General features: G+C 69.1%; 15 protein-coding genes and 1 tRNA gene. 11 read left to right on the plus strand and 5 right to left on the minus strand.

The features are described 5' to 3' along the window. The first annotated feature begins 30 nt into the window (after positions 1–30). Both FBY39_RS00340 and FBY39_RS00345 read left to right on the plus strand, forming a co-directional pair. The gene (locus tag FBY39_RS00340; RefSeq protein WP_141929710.1) at positions 31–996 is read left to right on the plus strand and encodes a WYL domain-containing protein; all 966 of its coding nucleotides are present in this window, start codon (positions 31–33) and stop codon (positions 994–996) included. 251 nt (positions 997–1,247) lie between these two features. Continuing rightward, positions 1,248–1,323 (plus strand) — tRNA-Met (locus FBY39_RS00345). Between the two features lie 22 nt (positions 1,324–1,345). Here the strand turns inward: FBY39_RS00345 and FBY39_RS00350 are convergent. Then, the gene (locus FBY39_RS00350; protein WP_141929711.1) at positions 1,346–3,013 is read right to left on the minus strand and encodes a serine hydrolase; all 1,668 of its coding nucleotides are present in this window, start codon (positions 3,011–3,013) and stop codon (positions 1,346–1,348) included. Between the two features lie 201 nt (positions 3,014–3,214). Here FBY39_RS00350 and FBY39_RS00355 point away from each other — a divergent pair, with 201 nt between their 5' ends. Beyond that, positions 3,215–4,162 carry a hypothetical protein gene (locus FBY39_RS00355; RefSeq protein WP_141929712.1) on the plus strand — a complete coding sequence of 316 codons (948 nt, stop codon included), beginning with the start codon at positions 3,215–3,217 and terminating at the stop codon, positions 4,160–4,162. A 35-nt stretch (positions 4,163–4,197) separates the two neighbouring features. Here the strand turns inward: FBY39_RS00355 and FBY39_RS00360 are convergent, their stop codons facing one another. Beyond that, positions 4,198–5,460 carry an MFS transporter gene (locus tag FBY39_RS00360; protein ID WP_141929713.1) on the minus strand — a complete coding sequence of 421 codons (1,263 nt, stop codon included), beginning with the start codon at positions 5,458–5,460 and terminating at the stop codon, positions 4,198–4,200. 52 nt (positions 5,461–5,512) lie between these two features. After that, on the minus strand, positions 5,513–5,719 hold the full coding sequence (locus FBY39_RS00365; RefSeq protein WP_141929714.1) for a hypothetical protein: 207 nt from the start codon (positions 5,717–5,719) through the stop codon (positions 5,513–5,515). Between the two features lie 228 nt (positions 5,720–5,947). On the opposite strand from FBY39_RS00365, the gene FBY39_RS00370 reads away from it, so the two are divergent. Continuing rightward, positions 5,948–6,238 carry a hypothetical protein gene (locus tag FBY39_RS00370; protein WP_141929715.1) on the plus strand — a complete coding sequence of 97 codons (291 nt, stop codon included), beginning with the start codon at positions 5,948–5,950 and terminating at the stop codon, positions 6,236–6,238. Between the two features lie 307 nt (positions 6,239–6,545). Beyond that, positions 6,546–8,933: a phosphoenolpyruvate synthase gene (gene ppsA, locus FBY39_RS00375; protein WP_141929716.1), complete on the plus strand. Its 2,388-nt coding sequence runs from the start codon at positions 6,546–6,548 to the stop codon at positions 8,931–8,933. 22 nt (positions 8,934–8,955) lie between these two features. Here ppsA and FBY39_RS00380 read toward each other — a convergent pair whose 3' ends face one another. Beyond that, a complete protein-coding gene (locus tag FBY39_RS00380) occupies positions 8,956–9,402 on the minus strand; it encodes a pyridoxamine 5'-phosphate oxidase family protein (RefSeq protein WP_222115638.1) in 447 nt (148 codons plus the stop codon). Between the two features lie 328 nt (positions 9,403–9,730). Between FBY39_RS00380 and FBY39_RS00385 the strand changes: the two genes are divergently transcribed. The 6 genes from FBY39_RS00385 to FBY39_RS00410 all read left to right on the plus strand — a co-directional run bounded on the left by FBY39_RS00385 (position 9,731) and on the right by FBY39_RS00410 (position 17,690). Beyond that, entirely contained in the window at positions 9,731–10,111 is a 381-nt protein-coding gene (locus tag FBY39_RS00385) for a helix-turn-helix transcriptional regulator (protein WP_141929717.1), read from the plus strand. Next, positions 10,108–11,802, plus strand: a complete 1,695-nt coding sequence (locus FBY39_RS00390; RefSeq protein WP_141929718.1) for a SulP family inorganic anion transporter — start codon at positions 10,108–10,110, stop codon at positions 11,800–11,802. The genes FBY39_RS00385 and FBY39_RS00390 overlap by 4 nt, the downstream gene beginning before the upstream one ends. Before the next feature lie 283 nt (positions 11,803–12,085). Further along, on the plus strand, positions 12,086–12,790 hold the full coding sequence (locus tag FBY39_RS00395; RefSeq protein WP_141929719.1) for a TetR/AcrR family transcriptional regulator: 705 nt from the start codon (positions 12,086–12,088) through the stop codon (positions 12,788–12,790). Then, a complete protein-coding gene (locus tag FBY39_RS00400) occupies positions 12,783–13,175 on the plus strand; it encodes a hypothetical protein (RefSeq protein WP_141929720.1) in 393 nt (130 codons plus the stop codon). The genes FBY39_RS00395 and FBY39_RS00400 overlap by 8 nt, the downstream gene beginning before the upstream one ends. A 163-nt stretch (positions 13,176–13,338) precedes the next feature. After that, positions 13,339–16,764 carry an LPXTG cell wall anchor domain-containing protein gene (locus tag FBY39_RS00405; RefSeq protein ID WP_141929721.1) on the plus strand — a complete coding sequence of 1,142 codons (3,426 nt, stop codon included), beginning with the start codon at positions 13,339–13,341 and terminating at the stop codon, positions 16,762–16,764. Between the two features lie 464 nt (positions 16,765–17,228). Further along, positions 17,229–17,690, plus strand: coding sequence for a BLUF domain-containing protein (locus tag FBY39_RS00410; RefSeq protein WP_141929722.1), 462 nt, complete (start codon positions 17,229–17,231; stop codon positions 17,688–17,690). Between the two features lie 285 nt (positions 17,691–17,975). Here the strand turns inward: FBY39_RS00410 and FBY39_RS00415 are convergent, their stop codons facing one another. Continuing rightward, entirely contained in the window at positions 17,976–21,587 is a 3,612-nt protein-coding gene (locus FBY39_RS00415) for an RICIN domain-containing protein (protein ID WP_260837377.1), read from the minus strand. Positions 21,588–21,602: the final 15 nt, after the last annotated feature.

Consider the following 21,602-nt stretch of genomic DNA (forward strand, 5'->3'; position numbering starts at 1 on the left):
TCTGTCCGCGTTGGATGGGATGCTGGCGGCATGTCCGATACGACCACCCGGGCGCTGTCCCTCCTCAATCTCCTCCAGACGCACCGTCACTGGCCCGGATCGGAGATCGCCGCGCGGCTCGGCGTCACGGAGCGCACGGTGCGGCGAGACGTCGAGCGGCTCCGTGATCTCGGCTACCGCATCGAGTCGACCCCCGGAGCCGCGGGGGGCTATCGACTCGAAGCCGGAAGCGCCGTGCCCCCTCTTCTCCTCACCGACGACGAAGCCGTCGCGATGGCGATCGGGCTGCGGGTCGCGGCATCCCAACGACTCGTTTCGGGTCCTGAGACGACGATCACGGCGCTCGCGAAACTCGAGCAGGTCCTGCCCGCTCCCCTGCGTCGCCGCGTGGCGGCCCTCGTCGAGTCCGTACAGCCGGCCGGCATCAACGCAGGAGCCGCCGTCTCGAGCGAAATCCTCGGCGAGCTAGCGCTCGCGTGCCGCGACCACGAACGCGTGCGCTTCTCGTACGAGGCCGCGTCGGGCGAGGTGACGAGGCGTCGGGTCGAGCCGCACGCGCTCGCGCCCGCCGAGCGCCACTGGTACCTGCTGTGTTGGGACCTCGACAAAGCGGACTGGCGCACCTTCCGCGTCGATCGCCTCAGCGCCGTCGAGCACACACGCGTGCTGTTCGAGCCGCGTCCCCTGACGCCGGAGCAGATCGAGGAGTTCATCCTCGTCGCGCGTTCGTGGGTGCGTCAGGCCGTCGAAGCGGATGCCGTCATGGAGCTCCCGATCGACGACATGCGCGCCGCCTTCGGCCAATGGGGCCAGGGCGCGACCGCTGAGGACGCGTCGCATACGCGCTGGCCGGTGGGCGGCGCGGACTTCCGCGAGACCATGTACGGCCTGTCGTGGATCCCCGCGGGCGTGGAGTACACGACGAACCTCGCCGAGCCCGCCCGCTCCGACCTGCGTGAGACCCTCGAACGCATGCTCCGTGCCCTCTCCGCCTGACCCGCCCCCGCGAGCGGCCGCAGCCCCACCCCGCTGACCCACCCCCGCGCAGCGGCCCCACCCGCTGGTCGAGTAGCCGCGCAGCGGCGTATCGAGACCCGAGACCGGGCATCTCGCCGACCCGAGGCCGCACACCACCCGGTCTCGGCGGGATGCCATGCCTCGGCGCGCGATGACATGCGCCGACTCTCAGCGAAACCCTGCGTCACGCATAGTGCACCCGAAAAGCAGCCGGGCTAGCGTGGGGTCATCGCGGCGATCCGGGCGGTCCCGGGCACCGGCTCATACCCGGGAGCGTTGCGGGTTCGACTCCCGCCGTCGCGTCCACTTCCGACGCACGTGCGCGGGTTCAGCTCGTACGCGTGAAGACGCCGAGCCCGTTCGGTTCCTGACCAGGCCCGGGGAAGACATTGAAGTACGTCAGGGTGACGCCCGTGATCTGATCGCCCTCGCGGACGAAGACCGCCGACGAGAGCGACCCGGGGAGCGCGTTCTCCCCCGTCGGCACGAACGACAGCGTGTCCCCGTTCCACGGATCGATCTCGAACGTGTAGCCGCCATCGGGTCCGAGCGCCCCCGTGAGCGTTCCGTTCTCCTCGCTCACGACGAAGTCGCCGAAGTAGGGGCTCGCGTATGTGCCGACGTAGTCCGCCGCCGGACCTGCTGCCGCGGCATCCGCGGGAGGGTCTTCCCCGACGAGGTCGCCCGCCGGGTCGGCGAAAGGCGCGAAGATGGGTGACCAGAAGTCCAACCAGGGTCGCGTCTCTTCACCGAACTGCACGAGGTCGAGGAACTCCGAGACGATCGCCTCGGGAACTCCCGCGGGGGCACCGTTGGTGAGCACCACGATGCCGAGGTTCAGGTCGGGGATCATCGTGGCGTTCGTGGATGCGCCCCACCCGAATGCGCCGGAGTGGTTGATGTTCACACGGCCGGTCACAGTGGTGCCGACGTTCGTGCCGAACCCGTAGTGCGACGTGCGCGATGTCAGGTTCTTGGCGTCGCCGCCAGTGATCGAATGGGCGGAATAGGTCTTTGCGAGCACGAGCGGATCGATGAACTCCACGCCGTCGACCTCTCCGTCGGCGAGCACCATCGTCATCCACTTCGCGATGTCGCCGGCAGTCGAGGCGACACCACCGGCCGGAGCCTCGGCATCCGCGTTCCGGTCGAACAATTGCTCGTACTGGCCTTCCCCGGTTCGCGCGTGCATCGCCGCGCGGTCGTCCGCGGCGAGGTAGTCGTCGTGAACGGTGGTCGTCGACGTCATTCCGAGCGGCACGAACAGCAGTTCCTCCGCGGTCTCCGCCCACGTCTGCCCGCGCGAGGCGGCGACCGCTTCGCCGCCGACCGTGAGTCCGAAGTTGGAGTACTGGTAGGTGTCACGGAACGACGCGAGAGGGATCTGGTCCATGTGGGCCATGATGTAGTCGACATCGAAGCCGATGTCCTCGAGGTCATCGCCGGATCCGGTCGGGAGACCGGTGCGGTGAGAGAAGTAGTCGGCGATCTTGCCGTGCTCGGTCACGTACGGATCGTTGAGCGCGAACGCGGGAAGGTAGTCGACGACCGGATCGTCCCACGAGAGCCCGGCATCTTCGGTGATCGCCTTCGCCACGATGCTCGACGACAAGGGCTTCGAAAGAGACGCGATCTGGAACACGGTGTCCACGGTGACGGGTTCCTCCGTCGTCAGGTCGCGTACGCCGTATCCCTCTTCGAACACGACCTCACCGTCCGAGACGACTGCGACCGCTGCGCCGGGGACTCCCGTCTGTTCGAGCGCCTCCTCGATGTAGTCCGGCAGCGCATCGACGGCCGCCGACACCGCGGTGTCGCGATCCGTGTAGAGGTCCACGACGTCTTGGCCGGGCGCGTCGCCGAGTGCGACGGCGGGCCCGGAGGAGGATGCCGGTTCGGCGGATGTGTCCACCGTGCAGGCCGTGGCCCCCAGCGCGAGCGCGATCACCGTCGGCACAGTGGCAGCGCGTACAAGGCCCGATCTTGTCCTGCTCATGTCACTGGCTCCCGTTCGCTACGTGGCTGCGGGCCACGGCATCCCCCCGCGCCGATGAAACTCCGCGCGAGGAATCCCCCGCCCCTCAGTGTGGGTGGACAGAAGCGGACAGAACAACCTCCGCTTCCGGCCACGTCCTCAAGAGGGCGTCCGGATGCGGTCACGTGCGCCATGATGGTCTCGACACGCAGGGAGGCGGACGTGGACGACAGGGCACTGCTCGAGCTCATCTACCGCAGTCGCCCGAGAACCGTGGCAGAGCTCGCCACCACGGCGCACGCGGATGCGGACGAGGTCGCCGACGCCCTCGCCCGTCTCGCACCGACGGGCGTCGTCTCGGTCCGCGAGGGCACGATCGGTTACGCGCCCCCGGCGACGTGGACAGCCGAGGTCCTCGCGGGCGAAGCGCAGACGATGCGCCAGACGGCGAACGAGGCCGCCTCACGAATCGAGGCACTCGTCGCAGACCTCCCGGTCCTGCTGCGACACTGGGCCTTCGGCGAAGCATCCGGCGATCTCGTTCCCGTCTTCGTGCGGCACGGGCCGAGAGCGGCGGAGGATCTCTGGTACGACATCGCAAGCGACCAGAGCGACTCCGCGTGGGGAGCGCTCCCCGATCTCGGACGCTATCTGCAGAGCGACCCCGCGCGCGCCAGCCGCTTCGCCGAGGTGTTCGCCGGCAAGCACTCCGTGCGAGCTCTCGTCCCGCGGTCGATCGCGGACGACCCTCGACTCGTCGCGATCGCCGAGCGCTACGCCGCCGTCGGGGTCGAGTTCCGCCTTCTCGGCGACCTTCCGAGCTGGTTCTGGATCGACGGCGACGTGCTCGCGCTGCCCATCGAATGGGGCGAGGGGTGGCCGACCAGTGTGATCGGCGTGCGCAGCGCAGCCCTCGCCGACCTGGGTCGGAGCCTGTATCGCGAACTCTGGCACCGCGCCGAACCGATCGGAGGTGTCGACCAGCCGTGGGCGCCGCTCCTCATGCTGATGAAGCAGGGCGTCACGCTCGACGCGGCATCTCACAGGCTCGGGATCAACCCACGAACGGGTCGTCGCCGCGTTGCGGCCGCGATGGAGCAGTACGGCGTCTCGACGCTGTTCGCCTTGGGGGTCGCGTGGGCCGCCGACGGGAAGCCGACGGCACGCTGAGCCGCGGTGGCGCTGATTCTCGGCGTCCCATCCGGTCAGACGGCGAGGTCGGCGTCTCCGTGTCGGGCGTTTCGTAGCGGGGACACCGCAACGACGAGCGCGGCGATCGCGAAGACGGATGCCGCGACCCCGAGCGTCACGTGATAGCCGAGGTACGTCGCGAGCACGCCCGCGAGCAGCGCGCCGAAGAAGAAGATGACGCGGTTCGTCGTGCGGATGGTCGAGTTCATTCGGCCCTGGATCTCGTCGGGCGCAACCGCCTGCCGGTAGCCGATGTCATTGGCATCCTCGATCCCCATCGACAGCCCGTACACGAACTGCGCGCTCGAGACGACGACGATGAGAACGCCGAGGCTCGTCTCCGCGTCGATGGGCAACACCGCGAGCGCGAGCCAGGGAAAGACGACGAGCGCCCGCCCCAGGAGGATCGCTCGACCTGCGCCGAACCGGTCGCCGATCCGCGGCGCGAAGACGGCACCGAGGAAGCCGCCGAGACCGGCGCACGCCAGAGCGATACCGAATGCCCACGCAGGAAGGTGCAGTTCACGAAGGACGAACACCGCGAACACGGTCACCACGATGCTGTTCGCGAGGAACCAGACGTGCACCGACAGCGCGAGCGGAAGAAGCATCCGGTGCCGATAGGTGTACCGCATCCCTTCGACGATCTCGCGTCCGAGGTGGCGGCCCTGAACACGACGCGGCGCTGCGGTCTCCGTCACCCTGATGCGGGCCTGCAGCACCGCTGCGACCGCGCTGATGACGGCGTCGATGGCGAACAGGATCGGGGCTCCGAGGAGGTTGAACAGCGCCCCGCCGAGCGCGGGTCCGGCCGTCGCGGCGACGGTTTCGCTCTGTCCGAGCCGCGCGTTGGCTCGCACGAGAGAGCGGCGGGGGACGACATGAGGCAGGAAGGGCTGGGCAGCCGAATCAGCGAAGAGCGTCAAGACACCGAGAACGAGGATCGCGGCCCCCAGCGACCAGATCGTGAGCGCGTCGAGGAGCACCAGGGCGGCGATCGATCCGAGGGCGATCGCGCGTCCGACACTCGTGAGCACGAGCGTGCGCTGTCGCCGCCATCGGTCCATCAGCGCGCCGACGACCAGGCCGAGGAAGAGATAGGGCACGACGCTGAGCGCGCTGAGCACACTGATCTCGACCGGCGTCGCCTGCAGGACCGTCACCATGAGGACCTGTACCCCGACCCCCGCGATGGTCGTGCCGAACATGCGGAGCGTGGCGGCACTCCAGAAGAGCGCGAAGGAGGGGACGCGCAGCACGTCGCCGGTGGACGTCACAACACCCGATCGCCGGAGTCCATGTCGCGCATTCGCTCAGTGTAGAGCGGGGTCATTCGCTCCGGGCAGGTGCGGCGACTCGAATGTCCCCGGTGATCTCGCACGCGGCGGCGAGGGTGTTGTACACGGTGGGCTGCCAGCTGGCGTCGAATCGGACGAGTTCCGTACCGACATCTGCTGTCGCGCTTCCGCCCGGCGCCGAGCCCGCTCGAACCCGGTACACCGTCGACGACGGCAGCGTGGGCACACTCTCGCTCATGCCCTCAGCATCCACCGCGCACCGCGCCCGAGGCGGGCCTTAGGTCCCGGCCGAGGGGTCACCCCCCATCTGCCGAGAAGACCCGAACTGCGCAGATTCCGGCCTTGCGCGAGCAGTTCGGGTCTTCTCGGCAGGCGGCGCGGCAGGCGGCGCGGCGGGGCGGGGTGCACCGGATGCTTCGCGTCAAGCCCCCGTGTGAGCCCCGGGGCCGCGGGTACCGTCGGGGCCATGAACGCAGACGACAAGATGCGGTTCGCCGCGGGTGAGACGGACGGACTTCCTCCCGCTCCCCCGACGAAGACGACCTCCGAATCCGACGCTCGCCGGGCGGACACGGCCGACACTCCCGCGAGTGAGAGGGAGACCGCGGAGAAGCAGAACACCGAAGGCCTTCCCGACACGATCGACGACGACATCGACCCCGACGACGTCCGTGTCGTACCCGGCGCCGGCGGACCCGACGACGTCGGCGACGTGGACGTCGACCCCGACGATCTCCACCTCCCCGGCCAGGACTGAGGCTCTCGGCTCGGCCCCCTTTCTCCGGCGAGAAGACCCGAACTGCGCAGATTTCGGTCCACGCCGAGCAGTTCGGGTCTTCTCGGCGAATGGGGCCTCGGCCCGACAGCGGAGCGCGGGTCGAGATGCCCCCGCGGGTCGCGACTCGGGCGCGGGGCGACGCGGACGGACGGCAAGGATCGGCGCGGCGGGCGGGCCGCGGGACGTTCGACCCAACGGCGCGCGCGAGGGTGGCGGAGACTCACGGTGACGGCGCCGTCGGCAGAGCGGGCGGGCGCCGACGTTCCCTGAGACAGGATGGTTCCCCATGTCCGACGTGCTCCGATTCGGCGAAACGACGATGTCCGACGTGCCACAGGTCGGAGGCAAGAACGCGTCGCTCGGCGAGATGGTGTCCGGGCTCGCGAGCGTCGGCGTGCGGGTGCCCGACGGGTTCGCCACGACCGCCGACGCGCATCGCGGCTTCCTTGCGCACGGAGACCTGGGATCCCGCATCCGATCCGCCCTCCGGCCCGTCGACCTGAGCGACGTCCGCGAGCTCGCGCGGGTCGCCGCCGAGATCCGCGCGTGGGTCGAGCAGCAGCCGTTCCCGTCGTCGCTCGAGCAGTCCATCCGCTCCTCCTATGAGGAACTGCTCGCCGAGCAACCAGATCCCGAACGCGTCACGTGGGCGGTGCGCTCGTCCGCGACCGCGGAGGATCTTCCGGATGCCTCCTTCGCCGGGCAACAGGAGACCTTCCTCAACATCTCCGGCATCGACAACCTCCTGGATGCCATCAGGAAGGTCTTCGCGTCGCTCTATACCGACCGGGCGATCGTCTACCGGGCCCAGCACGGCTTCCGCGAAGACGACGTCGCCATCTCGGCGGGCGTCCAGCTCATGGTCCGCTCCGACGTCGGGGCTTCGGGGGTCATGTTCACCGTCGACACCGAGTCGGGATTCGACCAGGTCGTCTTCATCACGAGCGCCTACGGGCTCGGGGAGACGGTGGTGCAGGGCACGGTCAATCCCGACGAGTTCTACGTCTACAAGCCGTCCCTCCGAGCAGGCAAGCCCTCCATCCTGCGGCGGGAGGTCGGCACGAAGGCCGTGGCCCTCAGATACGGCGAGGGAAGCGGCACCGACGACAGCACGATCCTCACCGACGTGCCGGCGAGCGAGCGCGCGCGTTTCAGCATCACCGACGAGCAGGTCGAGGAGCTCGCGCGGAGCGCGCTCACGATCGAAGCCCACTACGGGCGCGCGATGGACATCGAATGGGCGCTCGACGGCATCGACGGCAGGCTGTACATCGTCCAGGCCCGACCCGAGACCGTCGTGGCACGACGCGACGGGACGGTCGTGCGGCGCTACACACTGAGGGAGCACGGCGGCGAGGTCCTCGCGACCGGCCGTGCGGTCGGCGAGAGGATCGGGGCCGGACGCGTGCGCGTCATGCACGACCTCGCGCAGATGCACCTGTTCCAGACGGGCGACGTGCTCGTCGCCGACCGCACCGACCCCGACTGGGAGCCGATCATGAGGCGTGCGTCCGCGATCGTCACCGACAGCGGCGGCCGCACATGCCACGCGGCCATCGTGGCGCGCGAACTCGGCATCCCCGCCGTCGTCGGAACCGAGACGGGAACACATGCCCTGACCGACGGAGCCGACGTCACCGTGTGCTGCGCGGAAGGAGACGACGGCGTCGTCTATCGCGGCATCCGGGACTTCACGATCGACGAGACGCCACTCGACGTCCTCCCCGACCTCCCCGTCGATCTCATGCTGAACGTCGGGGTCCCCGACCAGGCGTTCGCGCTCGCGGAACTCCCGAACCACGGAGTGGGTCTTGCCCGACTGGAGTTCATCGTCGGGAGCACCATCGGCATCCACCCCCGCGCGTTGCTGGAGTTCGACACCCTGCCGGAGCCGCTCAAGACGCAGATCGCCGAGCGCACGGCTGCGTACCCGACGCCGCGCGACTACTTCGTCCGACGCCTCGCCGAGGGGATCTCCACGATCGCCGCCGCGTTCGCCCCTCATCCGGTGATCGTCCGCATGAGCGACTTCAAGACGAACGAGTACGCGACTCTTCTCGGCGGCGAGGCCTTCGAACCGCACGAAGAGAACCCGATGCTGGGATGGCGCGGCGCGGCGCGGTACACCACCCCGAGTTTCCGGGGGTGCTTCGATCTGGAGTGCGAAGCCCTCCGTCACGTGCGCGACCTGATGGGCCTGACGAACGTCAAGATCATGATTCCCTTCGTCCGGACCGTGGATGAGGCGGCCGCCGTCGTCGCTCTCCTCGCGGAGAACGGCTTGCGCCGCGGTGACAACGGACTCGAGATCGTCATGATGTGCGAGATCCCCTCCAATGCGCTCCTGGCGGACGCGTTCCTCGATCACTTCGACGGGTTCTCCATCGGCTCCAACGACCTCACGCAGCTCACGCTGGGCGTCGATCGTGATTCCGCCGCCGTTGCGAGCGCGTTCGACGAACGGAATCCCGCCGTGCTCGCCCTCCTCGAGCTCGCCATCGACGCGTGCAATCGCCGCGGCGCGTACATCGGCATCTGCGGGCAGGGCCCCTCCGACCATCCGGAACTGGCCGAGTGGCTGCTCGCCCGCGGCATCCGTTCGATGTCGCTCAACGCCGACGCGATCGCCGGAACCTGGATGCGGTTGGCGAGCGCGGCAACAGCGCACGCGTGAGTGTGCGCGGTTGCCGCGATATTCAGCTGTCGCGCGTCGATGCGACGTAGCGCGACGGTTCGGGCCCGCGGTCGAAGCGGCGCCCCGTGAGCGAGGCCGGGGTGATGCGGACCCACCGGTACTTGAGCGTCGGAATCCATGACCGAAGCGGAAGTGCATCGGCCGCGTCGATCTCGCGCTGCAGGTCCAGGCGCTGAGCGACGCCCTTCATGATGACGCTCGCCGCCGTCGTGTCGTCGTACTCCTCCACTTCGAACGCGACGCGCGGGTTCGCCGAGAGGTCGGTGAGCTTCGACCCGGGCGCCGTTCGGAAGAGGAGTCGAGGTCCGTCGAGGACGTAGTTCACGGGGTAGATCTCGGGCTCGCCGTCGACGCACACCGCCAGCCGTCCGAGCTCGCCCCGTTCGAGCAGGCTCCAGCACTCCTCGTCGTTCAGCACGGATACGACCGCGTCGTCCATCCCACTCATGACGTCACCTCCCCGTGACAGGGCCGCTCCGCGGCTCCTCCCCTCCACCGAAGCCCACGCCGTCGCCCGGAGCGGGGACGAAGGTCCCGCGAAAGCTCACCCCCCTCTCCGCCGAGAAGACTCGAACTGCGCGGATTTCGGCCTCGGGCAAGCAGTTCGAGTCTTCTCGGCGACCAGGGCCTCGGGGCTACGACCAGGGCCTCGGGCCTGCGACAGGGGCTCGGGCCTGCGCCAGGGCCTCGGGCCTGCGACAGCGCACGGGCCCGCGTGGCATGATGGATTCATCAACTCATCATCCAGACCGGATGCCGCGAAGGGACGAGGTGCCATGGACGGTCCCCTGAGCCACGACGGCCCGCTCTACGAAGTGAAAGCCAACCTCTTCAAGGGACTCGCGCACCCCGTACGGGTCCGGATCCTCGAGATCCTCATCGCGGCCGACGAAGTCGCCGTCGGCACCCTCATCGATGAGCTGCGGATCGAGGCATCCCACTTGTCTCAACATCTCGCCGTGCTTCGACGGCACCGCCTCGTCGTCTCCGAGCGACGGGGAAGCCAGGTCTTCTACCGTCCGGCGTTCCCCGAAGTGGCCACCCTGCTCCACACGGCGCGGAAGCTCCTCGGCGACATCCTGACCCAAGCGCAGCAGCACATGCGCGACGCGAAGGACCTCCCCGTCCTTCCCGAGCGGGTCACGGACTCGCGGTGAACGTTCGCGGCTACGTCGCGCCCCTCCTTCCCGGTCTCTCGGACTACCGCGGTATCGGACGCACCTGGCGCGGGGATCTCGTGGCCGGCATCACTGTCGGGATCGTGGCTCTCCCGCTCGCTCTCGCCTTCGGTGTCAGCTCCGGCGTCGGCGCTGACGTCGGACTCGTCACCGCGATCGTCGCGGGCATCGTCGCCGCCGTATTCGGCGGCTCGAACGTGCAGGTGTCCGGACCCACGGGCGCGATGGTGGTGGTGCTCGGCCCCATCGTCGCGACCCAGGGGCCCGAGGTCGTTCCGCTTCTGAGCCTCATGGCGGGACTCTTCGTGCTCGTCGCGGGGGTCCTCAAAGTCGGGCGTGTCGTGTCGTACATCCCGTGGCCCGTCATCGAGGGCTTCACACTCGGGATCGCCGTCATCATCTTCGTGCAGCAGATCCCTGCGGCCCTCGGGGCGACGCCGGGCCCGAGCACCAACACGCTCGTGGCGGCGGCCCAGGCACTCCCGACGGTGTCGTGGCCGGAAACGGGATGGTCGCTCGCCATCGCGCTCGGGGTCGCGGCGATCATGCTCGCCCTCCCCCGTTGGAACCGGCACATTCCGGCATCCCTTGTGGCGATCGTCGTACTGACGGCCGTTGCGACGCTGACGCACCTGCCGATCGCCCGGATCGGCGAGCTTCCGTCCAGCCTGCCCGCCCCCGCGCTACCGACCGTGACACTGCCCCTTCTGGCCGCGCTGGCGGGGCCTGCGCTGACGGTCGCGGCTCTCGCGGCGATCGAGTCGCTGCTCTCGGCACGCGTTGCGGCGTCGATCTCGAACACGGGACCGTACGATGCCGACCGCGAACTCGTCGGCCAGGGTCTGGCATCCGTGGCATCCGGTCTCTTCGGTGGGATGCCGGCGACCGGCGCCATCGCACGGACCGCCGTCAACCTCCGCTCGGGCGCCCGGACACGGCTCGCCGCGGTGGTCCACTCGCTCGTCCTGATCGCTGTCGTGTATCTCGCGGCGACGGCCGTGTCGCAGATTCCGCTCGCCGCGCTGGCCGGAGTGCTCATGATCACGGCGACGCGCATGATCTCCCGCTCGACGGTGCGGAGCGTCGTCAGCGCCAGCAGGTCCGACGCCGCTGTCTTCATCGGGACCGCCGTCGTGACGGTGTCCTTCGACCTCATCATCGCGGTCGGCATCGGGATCGCCGCCGCCGCGTTCTTCGCGCTCCGCACCCTCGCGGCATCCGGTGGCGTGCACCGCGAGGACATCCCCGGACCATCCCAGCCGACGGACGACGAGATCGCCCTGTTCCGCCTCGACGGCGCTCTGTTCTTCGGGGCCGCGGACCGGATGATCGACGAAGTCAACCGGATCCGCAACGTGACGGTCGTCATCCTGCGACTGTCTCAGCTGCAGGTCCTGGATGCCACGGGGGCCCGCGTCATCACGGAGCTCATCCAATCCCTCGAGCGGAGGAACATCACCGTGCTGATCAAGGGGATTCAGGAGCGCCATCTGCTCCTCGCGACCCGGGTGGGTGTCATCTCGTCGCTCCGTCATCAGAATCACCTCTTCGCGGATCTCCCCTCGGCCGTCGAGCATGCCCGCAGCCACGTCCGCCGCGCCCACGAGCACGACAGCCCCCACTCCGGCGCCGACCCCGGCCCGGGCCCCGACTCCGCCGAGAAGACCTGAACTGCGCGAATTCCGGCCCGAAACGAACGGTTCGGGTCTTCTCGGCGGACAGGCGTCGGCCCAGCGCGGGGCGGCGGGCCAGCGGACAGGCGCCGGCCCAGCGCGGGGCCGCGGGAAGCACACCGCCCGGGTGCAGCGGCGCGTTCACGGGAGGGAAACACACGGCACTGAGCGCGAAACATGCGAAGGCTAGCGTCGAGGCACCGCCTTCTCAGGGACGAGCAAATGAGCCAGCCCGCACCACCTCCCACGATCTCGCACACGCCCGCGTTAGCCTGGCAGCGTGCCTCCTGCCGCCGCGAGCTCCCGCGACGCACTGCTCGACGCCGCGGAGGAGCTCCTCGCCTCGGCCCCCTCCGAGCCGCTGTCGGTTCGCGCGGTCTGTGCGCGCGCGGGGGTGCAGTTCCCCACGCTCTATCACTTCTTCGTCAACAAGCAGGGCCTCGTGGATGCCGTCGCAGACCGCGGCTTCGTCTCTCTCGCCTCCGAGATCGAGAACTCGACGGCAGCCGATCCGCGGTCGATGCTCGGCGAGATCTGGAACGCGCACATCCGAGCGGCCCTCGCCACTCCCGCCCGGTACGCGCTGATGTACGGCTCGACGACGGTCGGCGAGGTCGCGGCGGGGGCGCACCGCGTCGAGCGGGTCGCAGCATCCCGACTCACGTCGATCGCCGCCGGCGGCCAATTGACGACGACGACGGCGTCGGCGGCCGTCTGGCGGCTTTCGACCGCCGCGATCGGGGCCTGCCTCGCGATCATCGCGGACCCCACGTTGCATCCCTCCTCGACGGATGCCGCACGCTCGGGCATCGTCGATTCACTCCTCCACGCGAAGGCGACGCCCGCCGCGAACACAACGCTCCGCGCTCGAGCCGCCGCATTGCATGCGGCACTGGCCGACGCTGCGACGCCCGACCTGCCGCTCGGCAATGAGGAGGCGGCACTGCTCGCGAGGTGGCTCCACCGTCTCGCGGAGGATGACTGAGCCGAGTCCGGCGCGCGCGATCCGGGATGCCACTCCCCCTGCCGTTGCATGGCTCAACGCCCTCGCGGGCGCCGACAGGGCGCGCATTTCCGGCCTCCTGCACCCCGACGTCGTGCTCATCGATGCGAACACCCAGTACGTCAACGGCGCCGAGTCGGTTCTCCGACGACTCCGCGCTGACGACGTCTTCCACGGCGCTCAGGTCCGCATCGGCGACCTCCACCACGCCGAGAACTCGATGAACGGCGACACTCTGACGGTCGCCGAGGTTCACCTGCACCTCCCCGTCTCCGCCGACGCGACGGCCGAGTATCGCCTCGTGATGGCACTCTCCGCCGATGCGGGGGTCGTTCGACGGATCGTCATCGACTCCGAGAATCTCTGACGCAGCGGCGAAAACGCCGCACCGGTAAATTCCGCGTTACCGGGGTGTAACGCGGCTATAGACATCTCTATAACATCGTTAGCCTCGCGAAGGGAGCCGATCCCGGTTCTCGTTCCGAGCGGTGCGCCCGAACGCACTGCGTCCATCTCTGCATCGGAGTCTCGTGCGAACTCACTCACCCCTGCGCGCGCGCATAGCCGTCGTCACGACGGCGCTCATCGCGCCCGCGCTTCTCTTCAGCTCCGCCCCCGCGGCATCCGCCGTCGCGCCCACTGACGGAGTCGTCGCCTCCGGTGACGACTGGACCGTCACCACCGCCCCGGGCGGCTACCTCGTCACGTTCCAGCTCGACGAGGCACTGCCGATCGTCAGCGATGCCCCCACGATCGTCGTCGACGGCGAGACCATCGGCCTCGCGACGGAATCCGCCGACGGCCTGTCGCTCTCGGTCGTCACGGCCGACCCGAGCGTCGCCACCGCGCGCGACGTCGAGAAGGGATGGGCCTCGGGAGACGAAGAGAAGGCCGCCGAGTCGCCGTCCGTCGAGACGACCACGGAGGAGACGAACGACGTCCTTCTCCGCCAGATGAGCCGCCTCGCTCCCTTCGCCGCGACGGAGGACCCCAGCGACCTCGGAGAGTTCACCGTCACCGAGGCCGAGTACGACTTCGGCGACCGCGCCGTCGCACTCGCCGGAATCGGCGGCATCCGTGGCGAGATGACCGGAAAGATGTACCTCACGAGCGCATCCGGCGAGCGCCCGACGGTCATCTTGCTGCACGGACGCCACGGCTCGTGCGCCACCGGCACGTCCAACCCCCTGCGGTGGCCCTGTGGACCCAACCAGGTCAACGTCCGCTCGTACCAGGGCTACGAGGGCACCGGACGCGCGCTCGCATCGCGCGGCTACAACGTGCTGTCGATCGCCGCGAACGCCGTCAACTCCAACGACAACCAGCTCGCGCTCGACTACGGCGCGAAGGCACGTGGGCAGCTCATCCTCGACACGCTGTCGATGCTGGATGCCGCCAACTCCGCCAAGCCCGTCGCCTTCGACGACATCAGCTGGCCCGCCGCCGACGGCACCGTGACGAGCGTCACGCGCACGCTCGACGAAGCCCTCACCTACGCCACGAAGCGCACCGACGCGCCGGCCGCCGCTGCCGGTGTGACGGCCGCGAGCCTTGCGGGCCGCTTCGATCTCGACAACGTCGGCATCATGGGGCACTCCCGCGGTGGCGAAGGGGCGACCTCGGCTGTCACGCTCAACCAGGCACTGGAAGACCCGTTCGGCATCGTCTCGGTACTGCCGCTCGCTCCCGTCGACTTCGGGCGCATGACGATCCCCGACGTGCCGATGGCCGTCTTCCTCCCCTACTGCGACGGCGACGTGTCGAACCAGCAGGGACAGCACATGATCGACGACTCGCGTCACGCCTTCGGGGATGACGTCCTGCGTTCGGCCGTGTGGATCATGGGCGCCAACCACAACTTCTTCAACACCGTGTGGACCCCCGGCCTGTACCCGTACTCGACGAGCGACGACTGGACGACGAGCGACACGACCTCGAGCTGTGCACGAGCGGATGCCACGCGCATGAGCCCCGAGCAGCAGTATCAGGTGGGCGTGTCGTACATGACCGGCTTCTTCCGCCTCACGATGGGCGGCGAAACGCAGTTCCAGTCGCTGTTCGACGGTTCGGCGACTCCGACCACGCCGCGGACCTCGTACGCCGACGTCCGCGTGATGGCCAGCCAGCCGGCATCCGCCACGACACTCGTCACCGACTTCGCTGGCGCGAGCAGCCTCATCCGCACGAGCGGTGCCGCATCGGCTCAGGTGTGCGCGAACGCCGAGACGAGCAGCTCGATCGCTCCGCCCATGCCGTACTGCACCCTGCAGGACATCGGCACATCGCGGGTTCCGCACTGGACCCCCGTGCGCTTCGGCCTGAACGTCACGGCGACCCCCGTGACGCGCGTGCTGTGGACCGGCGGATCCAACCCGGCGGCACCCAGCACCGGTGAGCTGCGCGTCTCCGTGCCGCAGGGCCAGCGCGACGTCTCGTCACGATCGCAGCTGACGGTCAAGATGGCTCCGGACCGCACGGTGCCCCTCGGCACCGACGTGACGATCAGCGTCATCGACGGGGCAGGACAGACCTTCAGCCGCAAGGTGTCGGAGATCAACCCGCTCGCCATCAACCGGATGCCCGGCGGCACCAACACGCGGCTCAACAAGATCGTGCTGCAGCAGGTGACCATCCCGGTTTCGGAGATGTCCGGCATCAACCTCGCGGATGTGCGCGAAGTGCGCTTCACGGCCGGGGTGGGCGCCGACGGTACGGGAGCGGGCGGGCTCTACCTGTCCGACCTCGCGTTCGACACCCCCACGAGTGCGCCCGCCGTCGTGCAGACGCGGACCGCGGTCAACATCGCCTCGACGACGATCGAGGAAGGCTCCGGCCCCGGCACCGCCGATGTCGCCGTCTACCTCAATCGCGCCGAGACGGCACCCGTCACCGCGTTCGTCAGCGTCCTCGGGTCGGCAACGGTCGCCTCGGCCGTGCAGCAGGTGACGTTCGCCCCCGGACAGACCTGCGTCACTGTCACGATTCCGACGGGCGGAGACAGCGCCGCATCGGCCAACCCGACGAGCGCGTTCACGGTGAGCGCGACCAACTCGACTCACGCCGTCATGGGTACGGACGCCTTCGGCCGTCTCATCGTGCGCGAAGACGACGGCGTGACCGGTGCGCTGCCCGAGGCGCCGACCGTCGGAGTGCAGGGTGACGCGTGTGCGGAGCTCGCAGCTTCGACGACGCCCGGTGAGCTCCTGACTTCCGCCGAGGATGTCGCCCCGGGCGAGCCCCTGACACTGACCGGCACGGGATTCCGCGCCGGTGAGACCGTCGCGTTCTCGATGGGCGACGAGATCGTCGAATCCGCGGTCGCCGACGCCGATGGCGTTGCCGAGGTCGAGGTCACGAGCGCCGAGGACGCCGAGCTCGGCGCCTACACGGCGTCGGCCCTGGGACTCGGATCGGGTCGCGTGCTCGAGGCGACCGTCTCGCTGCTCGCACCCACGTCGGTCGACATCGCCCTCAGCGAGGACAGCAGCCTCATCGAGGGCGAGCCGCTCACGGTCATCGCGACTGTGACGGGCGAGGTCACCGACGGCACGGTCTCCGTGATCCAGGTGTCGGATGCTCGGGCCCGGTTCGCCGCAGCGGAAGCCGCGGAAGACGTCGTGCTGGGAACGGCCGAGGTCGTCGACGGTGTCGCGACGGTGACGCTCGCCGAGGGTCTCGACGCGGGCTCGTACGCGATCGCCGCCCGCTTCGAGCGGACCGAGGTGGCTTCGGCATCCGTGTCGGACACACTCGAGTTCACGATCGTCGTCGCATCCGACGGCAGCGGCGGCGGCTCGGGCACCGGCGGCACCCCGGCAGCGGGCGGGTCGAGCGGCCCCCTCGCCATGACGGGAGGCACCGGCATGCTCGGCTTCCTCCTCGCGGGTCTCACGATCCTGGGTGGTGGCATCGCCGCACTGATCGTCCGACGCCGCCGCGTCGCGTCGATCGGCTGACCGGCACGCGCTGAGCCGAGCGGATAACGGGGAGGGTCGCCGAATCGGCGGCCCTCCCCTTCGTCCGTCCGCGGTGTCCCCGCCCATGTCGCGAGAAGACCCGAACTGCGCGTTTCGCGGCTGCAGACGCGCAGTTCGGGTCTTCTCGGCGGACGGGGCGCAGTACTCAGGCGAGGAGTAAACGGCCTGTGAAGCAGGATCGGGCCCTGATGTCGGACGCGGCGGTTAGCCTGAAGCAGATGGATACGGACCAAGATGACTGATATCGCCGACGCTCTCTGGGCCCGCGTAGATGAAGGGTTCTACGTCGGGAGCCACAACGGAACATTCCTCGGATGCATCGAGGTGTTATCCGACGGACGATTCGCCGCCCTCGACGCACACACACGCCCGCTCAGCACGCACACGCGCCTCGACGAAGCAATGCACGCGGTGGCGTCTACGGGAGCCGACGGGTCGCGCGAATGACGCGCTCCGCTCGCGACAGCACACTCTTCTCGCTCGTCTATGCGAGTACGGCGACTTCGCCGCTCGACGACGACGCCCTCGCGGCGTTGCTGCACCACGCCCGTGAGAGCAACGCCGCGAATGACATCACGGGTCTCCTGCTGTACCGGAGTGGACGGTTCGTCCAGTTCCTCGAGGGCCCGGAGCACAGCATCCGCACCCTCTACGGCAAGATCGCGCAGGATCCGCGTCACAGCGGCATGCGAACGCTTGACGAAGGCAAACCGACCGCACGACAGTTCGCGGACTGGACGATGGCGTATCAGCCCGTCGCAGATCCCTCGACCCCGCTTCCCCCGGGGTTTCGCAGCACGTTCGACGATCTCGACAGCGCGAACGACGCCGACAATGTCCTCCGCGCGACGCGCGAGCTCAGTCTCTGGTTCCGGGTTCGCAATCGCCCGATCGCCCCGGCCTGACGTCACGTTCCCGCGAGGGCCGAGGCCGGCGCCGGCGCCACCTGCATCCGTCGCTTCTCGTGAGCTTCCCCCTCACGCCGTCGCGCGCACATGCGGCCGCGCTGGAGTCCCACGTCTTCTCGGTGCCGCGTGTCACGGCCCTGCCCGAGAACGGGTCGCGTCTTCTCGCCGACCGGGCGTCGACCCCGGGCGAGGCCCGGCCCCCACTGCCGAGAAGACCCGAACCGTCCGCTGAGGAGCGGAATTGCGACGGTTCGGGTCTTCTCGGCAAACGGGGCCGGGGCCTCAGGAGGCGCAGCCTCCCGCGGGAAGCGGGGCCACGAGGGAACGCTCGACCTCGGCTCCGTCGACGACACCGGTCAGCGCGAGGCCGATCTCGCCCGCGGGGATCGACGCCATCCGAGAGTTGAGCGCCACCGACACGCGCTTGCCGGGGGCGAGGTCGCTGAACGACTTCGTTCCGTAAGGCGTGGTAGCCGTGATGTCCACCGGCACGTCGCTCGTGTTCGTCAGCGTCATCGTGACGTACGCCTTTCCGGCGATGCATCGGATGCTCGATGCCACGGTCGCCTCGAGAAGCGGCGGCTCCTCACGGCTGAACGTCACGGTGTACGTCCGCGTCGCACCGCCCGGCGCAGTGACCGTCACCGTCGCGACGGGATCGGCCTCACTCGCCTGCGCGATGGAGACGCTCGCGTTCCGATCGACGGGCACCGCGCGCACCACGGGGAGCGCGACACCCGCCCACGACGCCTCGTACTCGGCACGGTCGGGCGTGAATCCCTCGAGCCCAGCCCCGTCGAGCGTGAGCGCGGCGAGATCGGCGACGTCCGCTGTGCCGGCAGCGGCCGCGTAGATCTCGACCTCCGAGACGATCATGTGCGTCGCGGGATACGCCGTGAGCACGACGCGCACCTGGTCGGCCTGCACACCCGCCAAGGGGACATCGACGACGGGCGCCGTCCCGTTCCCGGGCGTCGGTACCGTGACGATGCCGGTCGGCGTCCACGCACCGGTACCGGTCCGGGTCTCGACCGTGAGGGTCTGCGCCCAGCTCGTGCTCGATCCGTCCTTGTAGAAGTGGATCTTCACGTGCTCGACGCGCTCCCGCTCGGCGAGCGCATACGTCAGGGTGTCGGTGGCGTTCTTCGTACCGGAGCGCCAGTTCGACCATCCCTTGTCGCTCGTGATGCCGTTCTTGGTGCGGTCGACGCTGTAGGACGAACTCTCCGTGAAGCTCGCCGTCGCCGTGCTCGCCGGAGCGACGTTGGCTTCGCCGGGCGTCGTGAGGATGACCGCGAGAGACGCTCCCAGCGTCGGGTTCGCGGGGTCCGAGGTCGTCGCCGTCCCCGTGACCCGCACGACACCCGTCGATGCGAACGACGCGTCGCTCAGGCCAGCCCAGTCCCACTCGACGGGCAGTTCGCTCGCCGCGTCACCGACGCGCACCGTGACGGTCGTCGGCGCATCGGACACGACGCGGTCGAGATCGACGCCCGCGTAGGTCGTCAGCGACGTCGGCTCGGTCGCGCGGTAGGAGCCCACCTCGACCGTCACGACCGCCTCGAACTCGGCCCCGAAGAGATCCGTACCGGTGCCGGTCACCGTCTTCGTCCCGGCGGTCGACCAATCGACACCGGAGGCGTCCCACTGGACCGCGGCCCGGCGCTCGACACCGCCGCGGTAGTTCAGCGTGACCTGTCCGGGAAGCGTCGCCGCGACACCCGTCGGGGTCGTCGTCGACACGGGAGAGACACTCGTGATCCCCGTGTCGGCGAGCGTCCAGCGCTGATTGTCGGCATCGCTCGTCGTCCACAGACCCACGCGCGACCCGTTGGCGGTGCTCTGACCGTTCACGTCGAGAACGCGCTGATCGGCGACGCTGAGCAGCGAGTACGTCTTCCCGTCACCCGTCGAGGCGATCCACTGGAGGGACGGATCGGATGCCGCGGCCTCGACCGCCGCACTCGAGAGCACGGCGTCTCCCCCGGCGACGCCGAGGAGGCGCCCATCGCCGGCCTGGAGTGCGAACCTGTGACGGTTCGTCCCCTCGCCGTCGATCGTGCGGACCGTCCAGGTCTGCGCCACGGCCGTCGCAGGCGTCGTCGCCCCCGTCCGGATGACGAGCGTCGACGGGTCCGCCGCGAGCGCGAGCCCGCTCTGGACGCCGAACAGCTGGTAGCTGTGACCGTCGCGGAGGGCGGGGGCGTCATCCGACACCTCCGACACTCCACTGATGACGAGGGTCGCGACCGACTTCGCCGGCACCGAGACGACAGCCTGTCCGCGCGCTGCGTCGACGGGCACCGGGGTGCCGGCCACGAGGGCGTTCGCGGTCGGGTCCGCAGCGGGCGACTCCGTCGTGATGATCGGCGTGACGGTCGCGCCCGGTGCGATGGAGCCGAACTTCGAGAGGTCGATCGTGAGGTCGCGCGCTGTCGTGTCGGTGTTGATGTGCACGAGCGTGACGTCGTCGGCGTCACTCGAGATCGCCGCGGTCGTCTGCGTGTTGTCGGTCTGGATCAGGCGGTCGCCGGGGTGGATGTAGTGCGTGTAGTTGCGGATGGTGTTGTACTTCGCGTTCGTGAGGACCTTGCACGAGGGGTCGGCGTCACCGTCGGCGAGCCGGCGCAGCGAGTTGCCGTCCGCGTCGCAGTCGAAGTCGATGAAGACGCTCCCCCAGTTCAGACGCTCGACCTTCTCCATGTTGTAGAGGTCTTCGACCGGCTGCCACAGCACCCACGCGGTCGGTTCGAGTTCACGCAGGTCGTCGGTGATGCGCGAGGCGATGCCGAGTCCGTTGTCTATGTTGGTCTGGTTGAACCCGACGCCCGACGTGTCCCAGTTGCCCTCGATCTCGCTCATCCACAGGGGCTTGTCGGCGCTCTTGGCGATGTCTCGCACGGCGACACGGCCGGAGGTCCCGTACGTGTGCACGTTGAGCTGCGACACGGCGTTCTTGGCCTCGGTGCTCCATCCGTTCCAGTTGGTCACGAAAGTGCCGGGGTTCGTCTCGTCCATCGCCGAGATCTCGACGTCGGTCGTGGCGGTCTCGAGCCGCGCCTGCAGCGCCTTGATCATCGCGTCCTGACGAGCGGGCCCGATGTGGGCGCCCTCTTGGCGGCTCGCCGTCGTGGGCCAGCCGTCCTCACCGATCCGCGTCGACCAGTAGTTGGTGTTGGGCTCGTTGAACGGGTCGAGAGTCTCGAACTCGATGCCGTGCGTCTCCTCGAGGTACTCGACGACGTTGACGAGGTAGGAAGCGAACGCGTCCATGTCTTCGGTCGCGAGCTGCTCGGACGTGGCGCTGTCGATCCCGCCCGACACGAAGCCGCTCTCCGTGAGGAAGTACGGCGGGGAGTTGCTGAACGCCTCCCACTTCGTGATCTTGTCGGCGAGGGCATCGATCCACCACCGCTGCGTCTCGTCGGCGCTGAAGTCGTAGTGCTCGGGGTTCTCACCGTCCCACGCGGCGGCGTAGCGATCGCGATCGGCGTACGTCGAGGTGATGGGACCCTCGGCGTCGGACTCGCCCAGCTCGGCCGCCCACCACCCGTCGACCGCCCCGCCGGGGCGCAAGTACGACGGTACGTCCGTCGCGTTCCCGCCGCCGATGTTGTAGCGCGCGATGTTGAGGTTGAGCCCGTCCTCGCCGAACACCTTCTGGAACAGGTCTTCGCGGACGTCTTCGGGGTAGCCGCCGGTCGCGTTGGCGAACCAGACGAGGCTCGTCCCCCATCCCTCGAAGGGATCCGAGGCATATGCGGGGTTGGGGGTGATCGTGACGGGGGTTCCCGCCGCGACGGCCGCCTGCGGAGCGCCCGCGAGCGCACCGGCCAGCAGGGCCGTCGTCGTAACCGCAGCGAGGATCTTCGCTTTACGTGACTTCATCGTCATCCGTTCCAGACGGCC

The organism is Microbacterium sp. SLBN-146 (genome assembly GCF_006715145.1).
In the GTDB taxonomy this organism is placed as follows: domain Bacteria; phylum Actinomycetota; class Actinomycetes; order Actinomycetales; family Microbacteriaceae; genus Microbacterium.